This window comes from Streptomyces marispadix (assembly GCF_022524345.1).
Classification (GTDB): domain Bacteria; phylum Actinomycetota; class Actinomycetes; order Streptomycetales; family Streptomycetaceae; genus Streptomyces; species Streptomyces marispadix.
Genome location: NZ_JAKWJU010000002.1, coordinates 3,085,317 through 3,104,830, shown reverse-complemented (window position 1 = coordinate 3,104,830; position 19,514 = coordinate 3,085,317). Strand labels below are relative to the sequence as shown.

General features: G+C 71.9%; 9 protein-coding genes. 3 read left to right on the top strand and 6 right to left on the bottom strand.

What is annotated here, in order from left to right; genetic code table 11:
• The first annotated feature begins 29 nt into the window (after positions 1–29).
• Positions 30–884: a trypsin-like serine peptidase gene (locus MMA15_RS12895; RefSeq protein ID WP_241059574.1), complete on the top strand. Its 855-nt coding sequence runs from the start codon at positions 30–32 to the stop codon at positions 882–884.
• A gap of 116 nt (positions 885–1,000) precedes the next feature.
• Here the strand turns inward: MMA15_RS12895 and MMA15_RS12890 are convergent, their stop codons facing one another.
• Positions 1,001–1,402, bottom strand: coding sequence for a pyridoxamine 5'-phosphate oxidase family protein (locus MMA15_RS12890; protein WP_241059573.1), 402 nt, complete (start codon positions 1,400–1,402; stop codon positions 1,001–1,003).
• A 147-nt stretch (positions 1,403–1,549) separates the two neighbouring features.
• On the opposite strand from MMA15_RS12890, the gene clpB reads away from it, so the two are divergent.
• Positions 1,550–4,210, top strand: a complete 2,661-nt coding sequence (clpB, locus tag MMA15_RS12885; RefSeq protein WP_241059571.1) for an ATP-dependent chaperone ClpB — start codon at positions 1,550–1,552, stop codon at positions 4,208–4,210.
• 196 nt (positions 4,211–4,406) lie between these two features.
• Positions 4,407–4,943: a type III secretion system chaperone family protein gene (locus tag MMA15_RS12880; RefSeq protein ID WP_241059564.1), complete on the top strand. Its 537-nt coding sequence runs from the start codon at positions 4,407–4,409 to the stop codon at positions 4,941–4,943.
• A gap of 139 nt (positions 4,944–5,082) precedes the next feature.
• Here the strand turns inward: MMA15_RS12880 and MMA15_RS12875 are convergent, their stop codons facing one another.
• The 5 genes from MMA15_RS12875 to MMA15_RS12855 form a co-directional block, all read right to left on the bottom strand.
• Positions 5,083–9,075 (bottom strand): type I polyketide synthase, encoded by a 3,993-nt coding sequence (locus MMA15_RS12875; protein ID WP_241059562.1) that lies wholly within the window; start codon positions 9,073–9,075, stop codon positions 5,083–5,085.
• Positions 9,072–14,666, bottom strand: a complete 5,595-nt coding sequence (locus tag MMA15_RS12870; protein WP_241059561.1) for a non-ribosomal peptide synthetase — start codon at positions 14,664–14,666, stop codon at positions 9,072–9,074. Before MMA15_RS12870 ends, MMA15_RS12875 begins: the two co-directional genes overlap by 4 nt.
• Positions 14,667–14,839: 173 nt before the next feature.
• Positions 14,840–17,338 carry a SpoIIE family protein phosphatase gene (locus MMA15_RS12865; RefSeq protein WP_241059559.1) on the bottom strand — a complete coding sequence of 833 codons (2,499 nt, stop codon included), beginning with the start codon at positions 17,336–17,338 and terminating at the stop codon, positions 14,840–14,842.
• 179 nt (positions 17,339–17,517) lie between these two features.
• Positions 17,518–18,762 carry a pyridoxal phosphate-dependent aminotransferase gene (locus MMA15_RS12860; protein ID WP_372498233.1) on the bottom strand — a complete coding sequence of 415 codons (1,245 nt, stop codon included), beginning with the start codon at positions 18,760–18,762 and terminating at the stop codon, positions 17,518–17,520.
• A gap of 105 nt (positions 18,763–18,867) precedes the next feature.
• Positions 18,868–19,380 carry a CHRD domain-containing protein gene (locus tag MMA15_RS12855; protein WP_241059556.1) on the bottom strand — a complete coding sequence of 171 codons (513 nt, stop codon included), beginning with the start codon at positions 19,378–19,380 and terminating at the stop codon, positions 18,868–18,870.
• Positions 19,381–19,514 lie beyond the last annotated feature (134 nt).

Genomic DNA, 19,514 nt, shown 5'->3' with positions numbered 1-19,514 from the left:
CGGGGGCGGCGGGAGCAGAGCGTGGGTGCATGACGTCGACTCGTGCGGCCCTCGCCGCTCTCATGACCTGCACCACCGCGTTGGCACTCATGGGTGCGAGCGCGCCCGTGCCCTATCCGCCGGCCTCGAAGGGTGACCGCTGGCCGCAGGGAACGGTCAGGACCGTCGGGAAGCTCGTCGCCAAGCTGCCGAACCGCCAGGCCGAGTCCTGCTCGGCGGCCGTGGTCGACTCGCCGAGCGGGAGCGTCGTCGCCACCGCGGCGCACTGCATCGCCAGCCCGGAGCGGCCGCACAAGCCGGAGGCCATGTACTTCCAGCCCGCCTACGAGGGTGGGAAGCGCAGCAAGCGCGGCAAGGGCGACGGCCCCAAGTCCGTGCTCGCGCACGGCTGGAAGGTGACGGCGTGGAAGACGGCGCCCGGCTGGAACACGGAGAAGAGCCTTGAGTCGGTGCTCGCCTACGACTGGGCGTTCCTGCGGATGGAGAAGCGGGGCGGTCGCACCATCCAGGACGTGTACGGGGCGAACAAGCTGAGTACCGAGCCCGTCGGCGAGGGGCACACGGCGACGCTGGGCTATCCCGCCTCGTCGCCGTACGACGGTGAGACGCTCAACTACTGCGCGGGGGACGCACGTCAGTATCAGCAGGGAGAGATCCCGGCCGCCAACGTGGGGGCGCTGTCGCTGCGGCCGTGCCGTCTGACGCAGGGCGTGAGCGGCGGTCCGTGGCTGCGGGACTTCGACAAGAAGCGGGGTGCGGGGACGCTGGTGGCCGTGACCTCGGTCGGTTCCGACGACGAGCTGCTGGGGCGGCCGTACCCGGAGTCGGCGAAGGGGCTGCTGAAGAAGTTCGGCGCGGAGAAGGGGCCCCGGGCGAAGGGGTAGTCCCGCGCGAAGGAGAAGTCCCGCGCGGCGCACGGGAGTCGACGGGCGGCGCGGGCCGCCGCCCCGACGGGCCGACTGGCCGCGCCTGTCCCTGCGCCTCCCGGGGCCTGACGTCCTCACTCCACGCTGCCGAGCTTCCGGTCGACGCTGATCTCGATCAGTACGCGCTCGGGATTGGGCTCCGGCCGCCGCCCGTAGCGTTCCTCGTAGCGGCGTTCGGCGTCGGAGACCGCCGCCGCGTCCGTGCGGATACGGGCGCGGCCCTCCAGCGTCGACCACCGTCCGCGGTCGACCTGGCAGAGCGCCACGCGCATGCCGTCCTCGCCTGCCGCCGCGATGTTCCGCACCTTTCTGCTGGTACGGCGGGTGACCACCCGCGCCGTCTCCGCGCCGGGTTCGTACGTCACGCTCACGGGCACCACGTGCGGTGTGCCGTCGGGCCGCAGCGTGGTCAGGGTCGCGTAGTGGCGCTCCTGTTGCCAGAACGCGGTGAGCGCGGTCGTTTCCATGGTTGTCATGGGAACGAATCTAGCCCGCGAATAGTTGAGCGGAATAGACTCAACTTGCTGGATGCTGAACTTAGCAGTACCGAGGCCGGAGCGCCGGCACAGCACGACCGGTGCGGTCCCAGCACACAGCCGCATACGAAGGAGGCACGCACGCCAGTGGACGCAGAGCTGACGAACAAGAGCCGGGAAGCGATCAGCGCGGCCAACGACCGCGCGGTGACGGACGGGCACCCCGACATCACGCCTGCCCACCTGCTCCTCGCTCTGCTCCAGGGCGAGGAGAACGAGAACATCTCCGACCTGATCGCCGCCGTGGAGGCCGATCAGGCCGCTCTGCGCAGCGGAGCCGAGCGCCAGCTCGCCGCGCTGCCCACCGTCCAGGGCTCCACGGTGAGCAAGCCGCAGCCCGACCGTCCGCTGCTGGCCGTCATCGCCGACGCCACCCAGCGCGCGAAGGAACTCGGCGACGCCTATGTCTCCACCGAGCATCTGCTCATCGGCATCGCCGCCAAGGGCGGTGCCATGGGCGACCTGCTCAAGGAGCAGGGCGCCACCGACGAGAAGCTGCTGGAGGCGTTCCAGGCCGCCCGCGGCAGCCGCCGAGTCACCAACCCCGACCCCGAGGGCACGTACAAGGCGCTGGAGAAGTTCGGCACGGACCTCACCGCCGCCGCCCGCGAGGGCAAGCTCGACCCGGTCATCGGCCGTGACCAGGAGATCCGCCGTGTCGTGCAGGTCCTCTCCCGTCGTACGAAGAACAACCCGGTGCTCATCGGCGAGCCCGGCGTGGGCAAGACCGCGGTCGTGGAGGGTCTGGCGCAGCGCGTGGTGAAGGGCGACGTGCCCGAGTCGCTGCGCGACAAGCGGCTCGTGGCCCTGGATCTCGGGGCGATGGTGGCGGGGGCGAAGTACCGGGGCGAGTTCGAGGAACGGCTCAAGACGGTGCTGTCGGAGATCAAGGAGAGCGACGGCCAGATCATCACGTTCATCGACGAGCTGCACACGGTCGTGGGCGCGGGCGCGGGCGGCGACTCCGCCATGGACGCGGGCAACATGCTCAAGCCGATGCTGGCCCGCGGCGAGCTGCGCATGGTCGGCGCCACGACCCTCGACGAGTACCGGGAGCGCATCGAGAAGGACGCCGCCCTGGAGCGCCGCTTCCAGCAGGTGCTGGTGGCCGAGCCGACCGTCGAGGACTCCATCGCGATCCTGCGCGGCCTCAAGGGACGCTACGAGGCGCACCACAAGGTGCAGATCGCCGACAGCGCGCTAGTTGCGGCGGCGGCGCTCTCCGACCGCTACATCACCTCGCGCTTCCTGCCGGACAAGGCCATCGACCTCGTGGACGAGGCGGCGTCCCGGCTGCGCATGGAGATCGACTCCTCGCCCGTGGAGATCGACGAACTCCAGCGCGCCGTCGACCGGTTGAAGATGGAGGAGATGGCGCTCGGCAACGAGACCGACCCCGGATCGGTGGAGCGCCTGGAGCGGCTGCGCCGTGAACTCGCCGACCGCGAGGAGGAGTTGCGCGGACTGACCGCACGCTGGGAGAAGGAGAAGCAGGGCCTCAACCGCGTGGGTGAGCTGAAGGAACGCCTCGACGACCTGCGCGGCCAGGCCGAACGGGCCCAGCGCGAGGGCGACTTCGAGACCGCCTCGCAGCTTCTGTACGGGGAGATCCCCGGCGTCGAGCGCGAACTGGCCGAGGCGTCGGCCGCCGAGGAGGAGGCAGCCGCTTCCCAGCAGGAGCGGGAGACGATGGTCAAGGAGGAGGTCGGCCAGGACGACATCGCCGACGTCGTGGCGTCCTGGACGGGCATCCCCGCCGGGCGGCTCCTGGAGGGCGAGACCCAGAAGCTGCTGCGCATGGAGGATGAGCTGGGCAGGCGGCTGATCGGCCAGACCGAGGCGGTGCGTGCCGTCTCCGACGCCGTGCGCCGCACCCGCGCCGGTGTCGCCGACCCCGACCGCCCCACCGGTTCGTTCCTCTTCCTCGGTCCCACGGGCGTCGGGAAGACCGAACTGGCCAAGGCGCTCGCGGACTTCCTCTTCGACGACGAGCGGGCCATGGTCCGTATCGACATGAGCGAGTACGGGGAGAAGCACTCCGTGGCGCGTCTGGTGGGCGCACCTCCCGGCTACGTCGGCTACGAGGAGGGCGGTCAGCTCACCGAGGCCGTGCGGCGGCGCCCGTACTCCGTCGTACTGCTGGACGAGGTGGAGAAGGCGCACCACGACGTCTTCGACATCCTGCTCCAGGTCCTCGACGACGGGCGCCTCACGGACGGCCAGGGCCGGACGGTCGACTTCCGCAACACCATCCTCGTCCTCACCTCCAACCTGGGCAGCCAGTACCTGATGGACCCCCTGGAGAAGGAGGAGGAGAAGCGGGAGAAGGTGCTCGCCACCGTCCGCTCGTCCTTCAGGCCCGAGTTCCTCAACCGCCTGGACGACGTCGTGGTCTTCTCCGCCCTCAGCGAGGACGAACTCGGCCGCATCGCCCGCCTCCAGATCGACGGGCTGCGGCGGCGCCTCGCCGACCGCCGGCTGGAGCTGGAGGTCACCCCGGGGGCGCTGGCCTGGCTGGCGCGCGAGGGCAACGACCCGGCGTACGGGGCACGTCCGCTGCGCCGCCTGGTTCAGACGGCGATCGGCGACCAGCTCGCCCGCGAGATCCTCTCCGGCGAGGTACGCGACGGTGACACGGTGCGCGTCGACCACGTCGACGGCTGGAACGGGCTGATGGTCGGCAGCGCCGAGCGGGCGGAGCCCGGGAGCGGCGGCCCGGAGGCAGCGGCGCGGCTCACGAAGGACTGACGGTGGCCGGCGGAGGAATGACGGAGGACCGGCGGGGTGAGGAAGGCCAGGCGCGGTCCGGGGAGGCTCCGCCGTCGTGCCTCGCGGGGCTCTGACCGGCGACGACGCGGGCCGGGGTCACCCGGCCTCCGCGTCGCTTGCCAGGACCGGCCCGGCATGGGGGAGGATGGCGGAATCCGTATGAAGGGAAACACAGGTGAGCATCGACCCGTCCTCGATCCCGAACTTCGGGGGCCAGGAGCCCGACCCGCAGGAATCCGGCCCGACCGGCCCTGTCATCCCCGACCAGGAGCTGGTCAAGCAGCTTCTGGACCAGATGGAGCTGAAGTACGTCGTCGACGAAGAGGGTGACCTCGCGGCGCCGTGGGAGGACTTCCGCACGTACTTCATGTTCCGGGGCGAGGAGGAGCAGCAGGTCTTCTCGGTCCGTACGTTCTACGACCGGCCCCACCCGATCGAGGACAAGCCCAAGCTGCTGGAGTCCATCGACGACTGGAACCGGCGGACGCTGTGGCCGAAGGTCTACAGCCACACGCACGACGACGGCACGGTCCGGCTGATCGGCGAGGCCCAACTGCTGATCGGCACGGGCGTCTCACTGGAGCACTTCGTCTCCAGCGTGGTGAGCTGGGTGCGGGCGTCGATCGAGTTCGACAAGTGGCTCGTGGAGCAGTTCGGTCTGGAGAAGGACGCGGAGTCGGGCGAGGAAGGTCCCGACGACGACTCCGCGTGACGTGCGGGCACGCGGGACGCGGGCGGCAGGGCGCCTCTCGGAAGGCGCCCTGCCGCTGTGTCCTGGCCCTGGTCACCGGGCCCTGATTCCGCGTGCGTTGAGCCGAGTCCGGCTTGAGCCAGTGCCGGGCAGAACCGGGTCAGCCCTGCCGTGCCGCGCCCTTCAGGGCGTTCCGTATCCGCGTGACCATCGGTGTGAGGACGCGCCTGCCGCCGATCTCGTGGAACTCCGGGTCGGCGTGGTCCGCGATGACGTGCTCGATCGAACGGCTCCACAGGACCGGGTGGTCGATCTGCGCGACGAGTTCCTCGCGCACGCGTTCCGTGGAGTGCGGCCGCGCCGTGGTGTTGGCGACTACGGGGAACGCGGGCGCAGCCCACTCGGCCCGTGAAGCGTCCAGCACGGCGCGGAATTCACGGGCGGCGGGGCTCATCCACCGTGAGTGGAACGGCCCGCCGACGTCGAGCCGCCGTACCGAGCGAGCCCCGTTCCGCAGCAGTATGGCGGACATGGCCTCCAGGGCGCCGTCCGGGCCCGCGAGGGTGTGCATGCGTGGGGCGTTGACGGCGGCGAGGTCCAGTCGCGTCGGTTCGCCCTGAGCGTCGAGCAGCGACCGCAGCTCCTCGTCCGTGAGGCCGCTCACGGCGATCATTCCGCCGCCGCCGATCTTCGCCATGGCCGCGCCGCGTTCGGCGACGAGCCGCAGCCCCTCGGCGAACGAGAAGACCCCGGCGGCCTCCAGCGCGTTGTACTCGCCAAGGCTGTGGCCCAGCGCCACCACGGGGAGGGCACCGGCCGCGCCTGCCTCCGCCTGCTCCTCCCGCCAGCGGCGCAGCGCCAGCGCACATACGACGTAGAGCGCGGGCTGCGTGTACGCGGTGTCGCTCAGCGGGCGCCGTGGATCACCGGCGCATACGTCCTCGACCCGGTAGCCGAGGACTTCGTCCGCCTCCTCGGCCGACTCCGGGTAGCGGGCGAGGAGTTCGCGTCCCATGCCCTCGAACTGGCTTCCCTGGCCCGGGAAGAGCAGCGCCACACGGCGGCGCTCCACGCCACCGTCGTCCCCGCCCCCGGTCCCGCCCCGGCGTACGGCGGGCTCTGCGCGGGCGGCAGGCGCAGGGTCAGGGGGCTCGACGGGCGTGGCAGGCACGGCCGTTGCCGCACCGGCGCTCCCGCTTTCGCTGGTGCGGGCGGCCGACGGCCTCAGCGCACGGTCGTACGCGTCCGCCAGGACCGGCAGCCGGGCCGCGTCGAACATGTCGAAGTGGTGTCCCGGCAGGGTCGTCGAGCGCAGCTCTCCGGTGAGCACGCCCAGCCAGCCCTCGGCCGTCGCGGTGCCGCCGGGACCTGCGTCGGTGAGCGCCGTCAACGGCCCGTCCGGCAGGGGCTGTTCGGCGACGAAGAGGTGGACGGGGCCGTCGTAGGGCTCGGGCCGGTACTCGGCGAGGGCACGGTCGCAGACGCGCCACACCTCGTACATGGTGCGCAGCTCCCGTACGACCGCGTCCGGCCAGCCCGGCGGGCGCACGGACTCGATGGCCTCGTCGGCCGTACGGGGACGGGGCGCGGGCTCGGCGGACGGCGGCGGAAGCTTGAACATCAGCCGCAGCAGCGGGGGATAGAGATCGAGGAACTCCTGCTCGCTGCGGGCGCGTTCGCCCGGACGCGGGGGCAGGGTGTCCCACATCAGCACCCGTTCGACGCGTTCGCCCTCACCGGTGAGCAGCCGGGCGGCCTCCAGCGCGACGGCACCGCCGAGCGAGTAGCCGCCGATCCGGTACGGGCCGTGTGCCTGCGCCCTCCGGATGAGACGGACGTAGTGGCGTGCCATGCGCGGGACGGTCGTCAGCGAGGCGGAGAGGGCGACCGGGTAGGCGATGCCGTACAGGGGGCTCGGGTCGCGGCTGTGCGCGGCGAGGGCGTGGGCGAAGGAGACGGAGCCGCCCGAGGGGTGGATCAGGAAGACGGGCCTGTCGGCGGAGGTCCGGTCGGGGCGGCCTTCCTTGATCAGGGTCAGGGTGTCGCCCGGTGAGCCCTCGCTCGCGGCTTCGCCGCCGGCCTCGGCGGGGGGCTCGACGGCCTCGCCGCCGTCGGGGTGCGGGGCCGTCAGCCAGTGCGCGACCTGCCGTGGCGTTCCCAGGCCGGTGAACCGCTCAGGGGTCAACTCCCCGCCCAGCCGCTCCCTTAGGGCCTCGACGAGGGAGATGGCTTGCAGCGAGTCGCCGCCGAGCGTGTAGTAGTCGTCGTCCGGGCCCGCGGAGTCGATGCCGAGATGGTCGCGGAAGAGGCGGGTCGCGATGCCGACGGCGTCCTCGGCCGGCTCGGTCCCGGTGGGTTCCACACCGGAGGGCCCGGCCCCGGCCCGGTCCCGCTGCGGCGCCTGCTCTCGCCGAGCCGCCCCGTCCGGCTCAGTCGCCTGCTCCGGCTCCGGCTCGATCCAGTGCCGTACGCGCCGCAGCCGCGTACCCGGCAGCCGTGTCTTACGTGCCTCCCGTACGTCGCCGATCCGCCCGGTGTCCAAGTACGCGTCGCCGTACGCCCCGCGCTCCCCGTACGCGCCCAGCTCCTCGAAGCGTCCCTCGCGCACGTCGCGTAGCCCGGCGATCGCCTGGCCCACGTCGGCCGCGGTGACCGCGGTGCGGTGTGCCAGTGGGCTGCGGCCGTGGGCCAGGGTGAAGGCGAGGTCGTCGAGCCGGGTTCGGGGATTGCGCTCCAGATGGTCGAGCAGGTCGCCCGCGGCGTCGCGCAGACGCTCCGTGTCGGGCGCGGACAGCAGCAGCACGTACTCCCCGCCGCCGCCAGAGCCGCTCCGGCCCGAGGCGTCGCCGCCCGAGCGGGGAGTCGCAGGCGTCCGCTCCAGCACGCAGTGCGCGTTCGTACCGCCGATGCCCAGCGACGTGACGGCCGCTGCCTCGATGGGCCGCGAGGGCTTCACCGGTCGGGTGTGCACGACGAACGGCGTCTCCGCCAGCCGCAGTTCGGGGTTGGGATCGCTGAAGTTGGCCTGCGGCGGAACGGTCTGGTGGTGCAGCACCAGCGCGGTCTTGATGAGCCCGGCGACGCCCGCCGCCGCGTCGAGGTGGCCGATGTTCGCCTTGATGCTGCCGAGGGCGCACTCTCCGGGCGGGTCGCCGCTGCTTTCGTACGCCTGCTGTAGCGCCGCGACCTCGATGGGGTCGCCGAGATAGGTGCCCGTGCCGTGCGCCTCCACATAGCCCACCAGCGAGGCCGGGACCCCGCTGCTCTCCAGGCACATCCGGACGACCTCGTCCTGGCCTGCGGCGCCCGGAGCGCTGTAACCCGCCTTCGCCGAACCGTCGTTGTTGACCGCGGTGCCCGCGACGACGGCGTAGACGTGGTCACGGTCGGCGAGCGCGTCGTCCAGCCGCTTGAGCACGACGACCCCGCAGCCGCTGCCGCGCACCATGCCGGAAGCCGCCGCGTCGAAGGGACGGCAGTGCCCGTCGCGGGAGAACGTGCCGCCCGCCTGGTAGCGGTAGCCCACCGTCTGCGGCGTGAACACGCTGACCCCGCCCGCGACCGCCACGTCGCAGCGCCCCGATCGCAGCGCCGCGCACGCCTGGTCGACGGCCACCAGCGAGCTGGAGCAGGCAGACTGCACGGCGACGCTGGGGCCCCGCAGATTCAGCGCGTAGGAGACGCGGGTGGCGAGGAAGTCCTTGTCGTTGCCGAGCAGTACGGGATAGGTGAACGCCGCGTCGCGGTGGTCGGCGGAGCGCAGCACGTTGTGCAGCAGATACGAGCTGAGGCTCGCGCTGGCGAACACGCCGGTGCGGCCGCCGTGGACGCTCGGCGGAGCGCCCGCGTCCTCCAGCGCGGCCCAAACGCACTCCAGGAAGATCCGGTGCTGAGGGTCGATGAGCCGTGCCTCGGCGGGAGTGATACCGAAGAACTCCGCGTCGAAGTCCTCGATGCCCGGCAGATCCGCCCCGAAGGGCAGATGATCCGGGTCGCCGATCCGGCTCTCGGGCACGCCTGCGGCACGGAGTTCGCCGTCGGAGAAGCGGCGCACGGCCTCGGTGCCGGACGCCAGCATCGACCACAGCGCGTCGACGTCGGGGGCGCCCGGGAAGCGGCCCGCCATGCCCACGATCGCGGTCCTGCCGGTCACTTCGGGCCACCCGCCTTCGCCTCCGTACGCGGCGCCGCCTCCTGTGTGCACAGCCTGTGGACATGGGCGGCGTACTCGCGCACCGTGGGATGGCCGAACAGATCGATCATGCGCAGCCGCGACAGCCCGAACCGCTCGGCGACCCGCTGATGGATCAGCGTGACGTGCAGCGAAGCACCGCCGATGTCGAACAGCCGGTCGTCCGGGCCGAGTTCGTCGACCGTGACGACGTCGCGCCAGATCCTGGCGATCTCCTCCTGTACGTAGGCGAGACCGGGCACGGAGTCCTCGGGCAGGGAGCCTTCCGGAACGGGGGCCTCGGGGGCGGTGGCGGGAGTCGTCGCGCCGGAGGTCGCCGCACCGGAAGCCGTCGCGCCGGGAGTCGCGCCGGGGGCTGCGGTGCCGGGCGCGGCGGGCGCGCCGTTCCCGCTGTGGGGCCCGCGGCTACGCTCGCCCCGCTGTTCGTCCCAGAGCTCGCCCTGACGCTCGCCGCCGTCAGACGCACCGCCGTCCTGCGCACGGCCGGGCGCACCGCCCGCCGCCGACGGCACCGGAAGCGCCGCGCGGTCGATCTTGCCGCCCGCAGTGACCGGGAAGCGCTCCATCGCCGTCAGCACACGCGGCACCATGTACGAGGGCAGGCGCCCGGCGGCCAGCTCCGTCAGCTCCCTCGACGAGACCTCCCGCCCCTGCGCGGTCGTGAAGTAGGCCGCCAGATAAGGACTTCCGGGACGGTCCTCGCGCCTGGTGACCACCGCGTGCGTGACGTCCGGATGCGTTCGCAGCGCGGCCTCGATCTCGCCCGGTTCGACCCGGAAGCCGTACAGCTTGATCTGCTCGTCGCCACGGCCCACGTAGTCGACGGTGCCGTCGGGCTGCCAGCGCACGAGGTCTCCCGTGGCGTAGAGCCGTTCACCGGGCGGCCCGTACGGGTCCTCGACGAAGCGCTCCGCCGTCGCCCCCGGGTTCCCGAGATAGCCGACGGCGAGCCCGGGGCCGCCCAGATGCAGTTCGCCGACGAGCCCCACCGGCACCAACTGCCCCTGCTCGTCGAGTATCCGCACGCGGGTGTTGGGCGTGGGACGTCCGATCGGCACCGGCTCGCTCACGTCTCCCGGGCCGTTCATGACGTGGTACGTGGCGTAGGTGGTGGCCTCGGTCGGCCCGTAGGCGTTGATCAGCCGCATGCCGGGCGCCGCTTCGAGCGCGGCGGCGGCCAGCGCGGGATTGAGCACCTCGCCGCCCACCACCACGGTGCCGATCCCCGCCAGCGAGGACGGCGCCGCCTCGGCCTGGCGGTGGAAGAGCGCCGTCGGCATGTCGGCGTGTGTGACGGCGTGCCGTGCCATGTGCGCGGCGAGCGCGTCCGGCGTCGAGGGGCCCGTCGGGGGCAGGACGAGCCGTCCGCCGTTGCCGAGCGTTCCCCACATGTCGAACGTGACGAGGTCGAAGGAGAGCGACGCCACGAGCAGCAGCCGCGTGCCGCTGTCGAGTCCTGCCCAGCGGGGCGCGCCGAGCGCGAGGTCCACGACGGCGCTGTGCGGGACCTGCACACCCTTGGGGCGCCCGGTGGAGCCCGAGGTGTAGACGACGTATGCGATGTCGTCGCCGCGTACGGCGACCATGGGCGCACGGCGGGGCCCGCCTTCGATCGCCGCCCGGTCCTCCTCCAGCAGTTCGGCGGTGAGTTCGGCGACGAGGTCCGCGTCCTCGGCCATGTAGGCGAGCCGCTGCGCGGGGTAGGAAGGGTCGAGCGGTACGTAGGCCGCGCCGGTCTTGAGCACGGCGAGGAAGGCGACCACCGCGTCGACGCCGTGCGGCAGCCGCACGCCGACCCGGGTGCCGGGCTCGGCGCCGCGTTCGGCGAGATAGTGGGCCAACTGGTCCGCGCGGCCCACCAGTTCGCGATAGGTCAGCCGCTCCGGCTCCTCGTCGCCGGACACCAGCGCCACGGCCTCGGGCGTGGACTCCGCCCAGTGGCCGACCAGTTCGTGCACGGCCGTACCGGCACCGGCAGTGCCGTGCGGTGAGGCGGAGGGCGGCCCGCCCGCGAACGTGCCGAGTATCTGGGCCCGTTCGGCGGCACTCAGCATCGGCAGCCGCCGTACGGGCAGCCCGGGATCGGCCGTCGCCGACTCCAGGAGCGTACGGAAGTGGCCGAGCAGCCGCTCCACGGTCGCCGCGCGGAACAGGTCGGTGCTGTACTCCGCGGTCAGCCGCAGACCGCCGCCGGGGTCGGGGATGACGTTGACGGTCAGGTCGAACTTCGCGATGCCCGTGTCGTGGTACTCGAACTCCGACTCCACGCCCGCGAAGGTCATCTCGTGCCGGTAGACGTCCTCCGGCACCAGACACACCTGCAGATAGGGGTTCTCGGCAGAGGACTTGCCGGGCAGTTTCTCCAACAGCAGCCCGTACGGGGCCTGTTGGTGGGCGTAGGCGCCGGTGACGGTCTGGCGGGTGCGGGCGAGAAGCTGCCGGAAGTCGGGGCCCTCGCCTTCGGCGGCAGCGTCAGGGGAGTCCGTTCCACCGCTCAGACCGGCCCGCAGCGGCAGCATGTTGAGGTAGTAGCCGACGGAGCGTGCGGTACGGGGAAGGTCGCGCCCTGAGAAGGGCGCGCCCACCGCGACGTCCTCGGTGCCGCAGTACCGCGAGAGCAGTATGTGGAGGGCCGCGAGCAGCGCGGTGTAGCGGGTCGCGCCCGTGGTGTGCGCCAACTCGTCGATGCGCCCGACCAGTTCGGGGGAGAGCCGGGCGCGTGCCAGAGCGCCGTCTCCCGAAGGGGTCTCCGGCCGTGGGAAGTCCGTGGGCAGATCCATGGCCTCGGGCAGCCCTTCGAGCTGCCGCCGCCAGTACTCGACGTCCTCGTCGAAATGCCCTCCGGCGGCCATCTCGTGCTGCCACAGCGCGAATTCGGCGTACTGCCCCTCGGGCGGGCCCAGCCCCGACGGCTCACCGGTGGTGAACTCCGTGTACAGCGCGGACAGTTCGCCGAAGAGCACGTCCGCGGAAGCACCGTCGAACGCGCTGTGGTGCAAGGTCAGCACCAGCACATGCTCGTCGTCGCCGCAGTGCAGCAGACGCGCGCGCAGATGCGGGCCACGGGAGAGGTCGAAGGGCGTGTGCACGGCGTCCCGCACGGACCGCCGCACCGCCCCGGCACGGTCCCGCTCCGCGGTACGCAGATCCTCGACGGCCAACTCCACCGGTTCGGGCGGCCGTACGACCTGCCGCAGTTCGCCGTCGTGCATCTCCAGTGACGTACGCAGCGCCTCGTGCCGCTCCACGACGGCGCTGATCGCGGAGGCGAGCGCATCGCGGTCCAGGGGGCCGCGCAGACGGAGCACGAGCGGCTCGTTGTAGACGGTGCTGCCGGGATGCAGCGAGTCGTGGAACCACAGGCCTCGCTGTCCGTATGTGGCGGGGACCGGCTCCCCGGGGCCGGGGGCCCGCAGCCGGGGGGCCGCGGTGCCGTAGGCCGTCGGCGCCCCGGTCGGCACTCCGGGCGGTGACGTCTCCGCGAGGGTACGGCTGACCACTTCCTGAAGGTCGGCGAGGTCGTCGGCGAGCAGGATGTCGAGCACCGGCACCGGCCTGCCCAGGCGCTCGGTGAGTGCGGCGGCCATCCGGCCAGCGGCGAGGGAGTCGCCGCCGTTGGCGAGGAACGACAGCCGGGGGTCGGGCCGCCCGTAAGCCTCGCCCAGCACCTCGTTCCACAGGCTCAGCAGTTCGGGTTCGACGTCGTCGCGCTGCGGATGCTCGCTGGGCGTCGCCGCCAGCGCCGGAACGTGGGTGTCCGCGGCGAGGGCCGTCCTGTCGATCTTCCCGTGCGTCGTCAGGGGCAGCGCGTCGCGCACCACGATCTGATGCGGGACGGCGTACCAGGGCAGCCGCTCGCGCAGCCGCCTTCGTATGCGCGCCAGATCGGGCGAGGCGTCCGCCTCGGGGACCACGTAGGCGACGAGTTGCTCGGGGATGCCGGAGCCGGTGCCTGCGCCGGTGCCTGTGCCGGAAGCGAGGCCTGCGCCGGAGGCGGGGCCGGTGCCGGCTCCCGGGGCGTCGCCGCCGCCGGGGCCCTCCGCGGGCCGCTTGAGCACCACGGCCTGCGCGAGCGCCGGTTCGTCGAGCAACGCGTGCTCCACGTCGCCCGGTTCGACCCGGTGCCCCCGGATCTTGATCATGTGGTCGACGCGTCCCAGGAAGGTCAGCATGCCGTCGCTGTCCATGCGTACGACGTCCCCGGTCCGGTAGAACGGCGTGCTGCCGCCGTCCGGCGTCGTGCGTGTGTAGAAGGCGGGGCGCTGTGTGGTCTCGGGATGTATGTAGCGGCCTACTCCCACCCCGCCGATGTGCAGCTCCCCGCGCACCGACCCGTCTGCCCTGGACCCGTCTGCCCCGGACCCGTCTGTGCGGGACTCGTCTGTGCGGGACCCGTCGGCCCCGGACCCATCCGTCCGAGGCTCGTCTGTCCCAGGCTCGTCCGTCCCGGGCTCGACGACCTCCGAACTCCCGCTCTCTGCCTGCGCGTTGCCCTCCAGCGGCTCCACCACCAGTTCCGTGCCGCGTATCGCCGTGCCGATGGGCGTGCGCTCCGGACCCTCGTCGTCCTCGGTGACCTCGTACATCGATACGCACACCGACGCCTCGGTCGGCCCGTAGCCGTTGATGAGGGTGAGGTCCGGCAGGGCCCGCTTGATCTCGCCGAGCAGGCCGCGGGGTATCGGCTCGACGGCGACGATGATCCGCCGCAGCGACCGCAGGTCGAGCCCGTCCCGCAGCCCCTGCGCCACCGCGGGCAGGAACGCCGCCGGTACGTAGGAGTGCGCGATGCGCTCGTCCGCGAGCCAGCGTGCGAACTCGGCGGGGTGCCAGCGTCGGCTGTCGGGCGTCACTACGAGTTCGCCGCCGGTGGTCAGCGAAGTCCACGCCTCCAGTACGGCCGCGTCGAACCCGGGGCTCGCGCATGTGCTGTAGCGGCTGCCCGGGGCGAGTTCACGGCGGGCCACGCACTCGTCGAGGAGGTTCAGGATGCCCCGGTGCTGGACCACGATGCCCTTGGGGCTGCCGGTCGACCCGGAGGTGTAGATCACGTAGGCGTCGTCCGCGGTCACCCGCGCCGAGTCGCCCCACTGCCCGGCGGTGATCCGCGAATCGTGTCCGGGCTCACTGCCGACGTCGACGGCCCCGGACCCACCCGGGTCCGCCACCTCGTGGCCGATCACGGCAGCCGGTGCCGCGTCCGCGAGGATGCTGTCGATGCGCTGCCGCGGATAGGAGAGATCCACCGGCAGATACGGCTTTCCGCAGCGCATCGCGGCCAGCGCGGCGCACACCTGTCCCGGCCCGGGTTCGAGCAGTACCGCCACGGGCCCCGGCCGGTCCGCCACCAGAGGCTCAAGCCGCCGGGCGAGCGCACGCGAGGCGTCGGCGAGCGTCCCGTAGGTCATCGCCGACGTCCCGGACCGTACGGCTACGGCGGAGGGATCATGCCGGGCCGCGTCGTCGAAGCGGCTCAGCAGGGTGTCCGGCTCGGTGTGAATGTCCGTCTGGCTGCCCGGCTGGTCTCCGGGGACCACTGCCTGCTGTCTCATGGCGGCTGCTCGCTGGATCGGCGTAAGTGCACGCTTGCCACGCGGTCCCCCAGTCCCAGATCGGACGTTCCCGTTCGTGGCGCGAGGTTCTACCCATTCATCTACCACCAGCATATGCGGCCAATGCTTGGAGGATCCGCCCAACTCCTGGGCGCCCTCGGCAAAACCGCACGTCAGCCCGTGAGTGGCAGCTCGAACCAGACCACCTTGCCCGAGGTGATCGAGCGCGCTCCCCACTTCTGTGCGAGGCCGTCGACGAGCGTCAGGCCACGCCCCCACTGGCATTCCGGCGTCGTCTCGGCGCGGTGCGGCAGGCGCTCGTCCTGGTCCGAGACCTCCACCACGAGCGTCCCGCCCTTGGCCAGCTGGAGCCCGATCTCTCCCCGTGCGTGCCGGTAGGCGTTCGTGACCAGCTCGTTCGTCAGAAGCTGTGCCGTATCGACCAGCTCGTCCAGTCCCCAGTCGTGCAGTGTCCGTCCTACGAGCGCCCGTGCGCGTGAGGCCGCACCGGGCTCGGAGGCCACGGACCAGCGGGCGCTTCGGTGCTCGGGCATCGGCTTGGCCCGCGCCATGAGGACGGCGAGGTCGTCGCCGTCGGTCCAGTCCGTCAGCTCCCCGACCACGCTGTCGCACCACTGCTGCACGGAGAGGATCGACGGGCCCGGATCGGAGAGCGCCACGCGCAGAGACTCGATGCCGTCGTCGATGTCCTTGCCGCGGCGCTCGATGAGGCCGTCGGTGTAGAGCACGAGCGTGCCGCCCTCCGGGAGCACCAGGTCGGTGACGGCGAACTCGGGGCTCCCGATGCCGACGCCCAGCGGAATCCCCGAGTCGACCTCGATCATCGCGGTCGTGCTGTCGGCCTGGCGCAGCATCGGCGCGGGATGGCCGGCGTTCGCGACGCTGCACTCACGGGTCACGGTGTTGTACACGGCGTACACGCAGGTGGCGTGCTGCATCGCGGGGCTGAACTCCACGATGTTGTCCAGCCGTTTGAGCAGGTCGACAGGCTCCAGATCGAGCCTGGCCAGGGTGTGCATGGCGGTGCGGAGCTGGCCCATGCCGGCCGCCGCGTGTATGTCGTGGCCCATCATGTCGCCTACGACGAGCGCCACGCGATGCCCGGAGAGAGGTATGACGTCGAACCAGTCGCCGCCGACGTTGGCCGAGCGGCTGGTGGACCAGTAGTGGTAGCCGACCTCCAGGCCAGGCCGCCGGGGGAGGTCCTTGCCGCTCGGGAGCATGTTGCGCTGAAGCGCGAGCGCGATCCGCCGCTCTTCGTCGTACAAGCGGGCGTTGTCGAGGTTGAGGGCCGTACGCGCGGTGAGTTCCTCCGCGACCAGCCGGTCCTCGTCGTCGAGCGGTTCGCGGTCCGGGGAGCGTCCGAAGGTCACAACCCCCAGGCACCGCCCGCGTGCCAGCAGCGGCACCATGACCACCGAGCCCAGGCCGTGCTCCTCGACTCCCGGTTCGTCCTGCGTGGTGGTCATCTCGGCGAGCGCGGCACCGGCCAGTTTCTGGTTGTGCCAGGAGCGGCCCGAGCACAGGCTCTCGTGTGCGGGCGACCCCACGGGGTGCACATACTCGCCGTCGGCCTCGGTGGGGAGCACGTCGCCCGGCCGCTCGCTCGGGTGGCGCCCGAGCCCGCTGCGTCCGGCGACCCGGACCGTGGAGACGTCCCGCTGCGGGTCGGGGAAGCGTGCGCCGTCGAGGAAGTCGCCGCGCATCTCCACCGTCGCGACGTCGGCGAAGTCCGGCACGACGAACTGCGTCAGCTCCCGCGCGGTTTCCGCCATGGACAGCGTCGTGCCCACCTTGCTGCCCGCCTTGTTGACCAGGTCGAGCCGCTGCCGTACGGCGGACGCCTCCAGCAGCGCGGTCTGCCGCTGTGTGACGTCGACGATCAGACCGCCCAGGCCCAGTACGCGGCCGTCGGCGTACGTCAGCCGGAAGAAGGTCACCGACCAGACCCGGTCACGGTCGCGGTGGCCCTCGGTACGGCCGGATATCAGCACGTTGTGCAGCGGGTCGCCGGTCTCCAGCACCCTGCGCAGATGCTTCTCGTACTCGCCGCGGTCCGCGGGGCGTACGACCTCGCTGACCGTTCGCCCGATGTGCTCGCGGGCCGGGATTCCGTTGAAGTCGGCGAGGGCGTCGTTGACCAGTACGTAGCGCAGCTCGGCGTCGAGGACGCCCATGCCGTGGGGTGACTTGCGTACGAAGGCGTCCATGAACGCCGTCTGCACATCGTCCGGAGGGGAGACCAGGCCCACCGGGGCGGCCTCCGCGGAAGAGCCGCCGGCGCCGGAGGGCGCCGTGCCGTTTCGGCGGGACGTAGCCTCGCCGCGCTCCTCCGCGTCACGGGCGGTGTCGCTCACCTCGCACAGCAGTCCCGTGGACCCGCCGCCGGGCTCGGTCAGCGGGGAGCAGGTCAGCAGCACCTCGTGGGGTTCGCCGTCGCGGGAGGTCACCGGTACGACCCGGCTGTAGTCCCTTCCGGCCGCGGCGCTGCTCGATGCCTCGGCCAGTGCGCGCAGCGCCGTGCCCGCGAAGAGCGACCGGCAGTGCCGGCCCAGCACAGCGGCTGCGGAGCGTCCGAACCATGCGGCGGCAGCGGGGCTCCACGAAGTGATGTGTGCCGCGTGGTCCAGCGTGAAGGAGGCTGAAGGCATGTTCTTCCATGACTGTGTTGGACGAATTGCCCGTTTTTGTAGTGTATGAGCGGAGGCTTGCTCCTGCTCGGCGGCCCGGTGACGCCCGGTCCGACAGCCGCCCCGCTTGAGAATCGCTCCTGTTGCCGGCGACGAGCCGCGCCGGGACGGCGAATGACGCCCTCAGTCGGGCAGGGCCCTCATCTGGGCACGTCCTTCAGCCGTCTCACCGCGTCCGCCAGCACCTCCTGCCGCTTGCAGAAGGCGAAGCGCACGAAGGGCGCACCGGCCGCCTCGTGATCGTAGAAGACCTGCGTCGGTACGGCCACGACACCGCAGCGCTCGGGCAGCGCCAGGCAGAAGTCGATGCCCGAGCGCTCGCCGAGCGGACGGATGTCGGTCGTCACGAAGTACGTGCCGGGCGCGCGGAAGACGCCGAAGCCGGCGTCCGAGAGCCCCTGGGACAGAAGATCGCGCTGTGCGCGCAGATCGTCGCGCAGCGAGGTGTAGTAGTCGTCCGGCAGGGCCAGGGCCTCCGCGACCGCGTACTGGAAGGGACCGGCCGAGACGTAGGTGAGGTACTGCTTCGCGGAGCGCACCGCGCCGACCAGCTCCGGCGTGGACGTCACCCAGCCGACCTTCCAGCCCGTGAAGGAGAAGGTCTTGCCTGCCGAGCTGATCGTGACCGTGCGCTCCCGCATGCCGGGGAACGTCGCGATGGGGATGTGCTCGCCCTCGTAGACGAGGTGTTCGTAGACCTCGTCGGTCACCGCCAGCAGGCCGCGTTCCACGCAGAGTCCGGCGATCGTGGCGAGTTCGTCGCGGCTGAGCACGGTGCCGGTGGGGTTGTGCGGGGTGTTCAGCAGGATCAGCCGGGTGCGGTCGGTCACCGCGTCGCGCAGCTCGTCGAGATCGAGCCGGAAGCGGCCACCGCTCTGGGTGCCGTGCTCTTCCGTGTCCTCCCCGGAGTCCGGGCGGAGGGTGACCGGGACGCGGGTGCCGCCCGCCATGGCGATGGCCGCCGCATAGGAGTCGTAGTACGGCTCCAGGGCTATGACCTCGTCGCCGGGCTCCACCAGCGCCAGCAGCGCCGCGGTGATGGCCTCGGTCGCTCCCGCGGTGACCAGCACCTCGGTGTCCGGGTCGGGGTCGAGGCCCCACTGCCCGTACCAGCGCCGCTGGTGCTCCGCTACGGCGGTACGGAGCTCGGGGATGCCGGGCCCCGGCGGGTACTGATTGCCGCGGCCGTCACGCAGCGCTCGTACGGCCGCTTCGCGGACCTGCTCGGGGCCGTCGGTGTCGGGAAAGCCCTGGCCGAGGTTGATGGCGCCGGTGCGCACGGCGAGCGCAGACATCTCCGCGAAGATCGTGGTGCCGAACTCCGCGAGGCGCCGATTGAGCAGCGGTCGTCCCGGAGCACGCTGATCAGCAGTCATGGCCGTCATCCTCCGGGAAGCGCACGTGTTCCTCAACTCCCGCGCACGGCCCGGCCCGCACGCCCCCCGCAACGCGTCTTTCCGCGGCGCCGGGGGCGTGCTCGGGGAGGGATGTCAGAGCTGGCCGCGTACGGCTCCGGCCGGGAACTCGGGGGTGTGGACGTTGACGTAGAAGAAGAACGGGTTCTGCTTGATGCCTTGCAGCTCCCAGCGGGTGAGGACCCGGGCGGCGTTCTGCGGGGTCTGGGTCTGCTGGGCGCGGATGCAGCCGCGGACCGAGCCGTTCTCGGGAGGCGTCCTGAGCGTGACGGCGATCGGGCCTGCCTCGCCTCTGGGGCCGAAGTGGATGTGGGCGGCGTTGGGCGGAGCGATGTCGCGGACGCTCAGCTTGTAGCAGAACTTGCCATGGTGGATGCGGTAGTTGAGGCGGCCGGAGCCGTCGGGGTCGCCGGGTCCGGGGACCTCCTGGCGGCCGTCGAGCCGCACGAGATGAGACCCGTGGCCGCCGGCGGGGTCGGCGGTGGCCGTGGTGGCGGTGTGGGCGGTGGCGGCGGTGGCGGTACCGGCCGAGCCCAGCAGGGCCGCGGCACCGAGTACGGCCGCGGCGGCAGCGGTGGTTACGCGCATGCGGATGCTCCTCCTTGATTCCGGCTTCGTCTGTTCGCCTCCGAGTACGGAGAGCGTGTATTCGGACACGTTCCGTGATGACTGCTCGGTGGTGACGCTATTCCGGGCGGTGGGCATCCGCATCCGTACCGGGC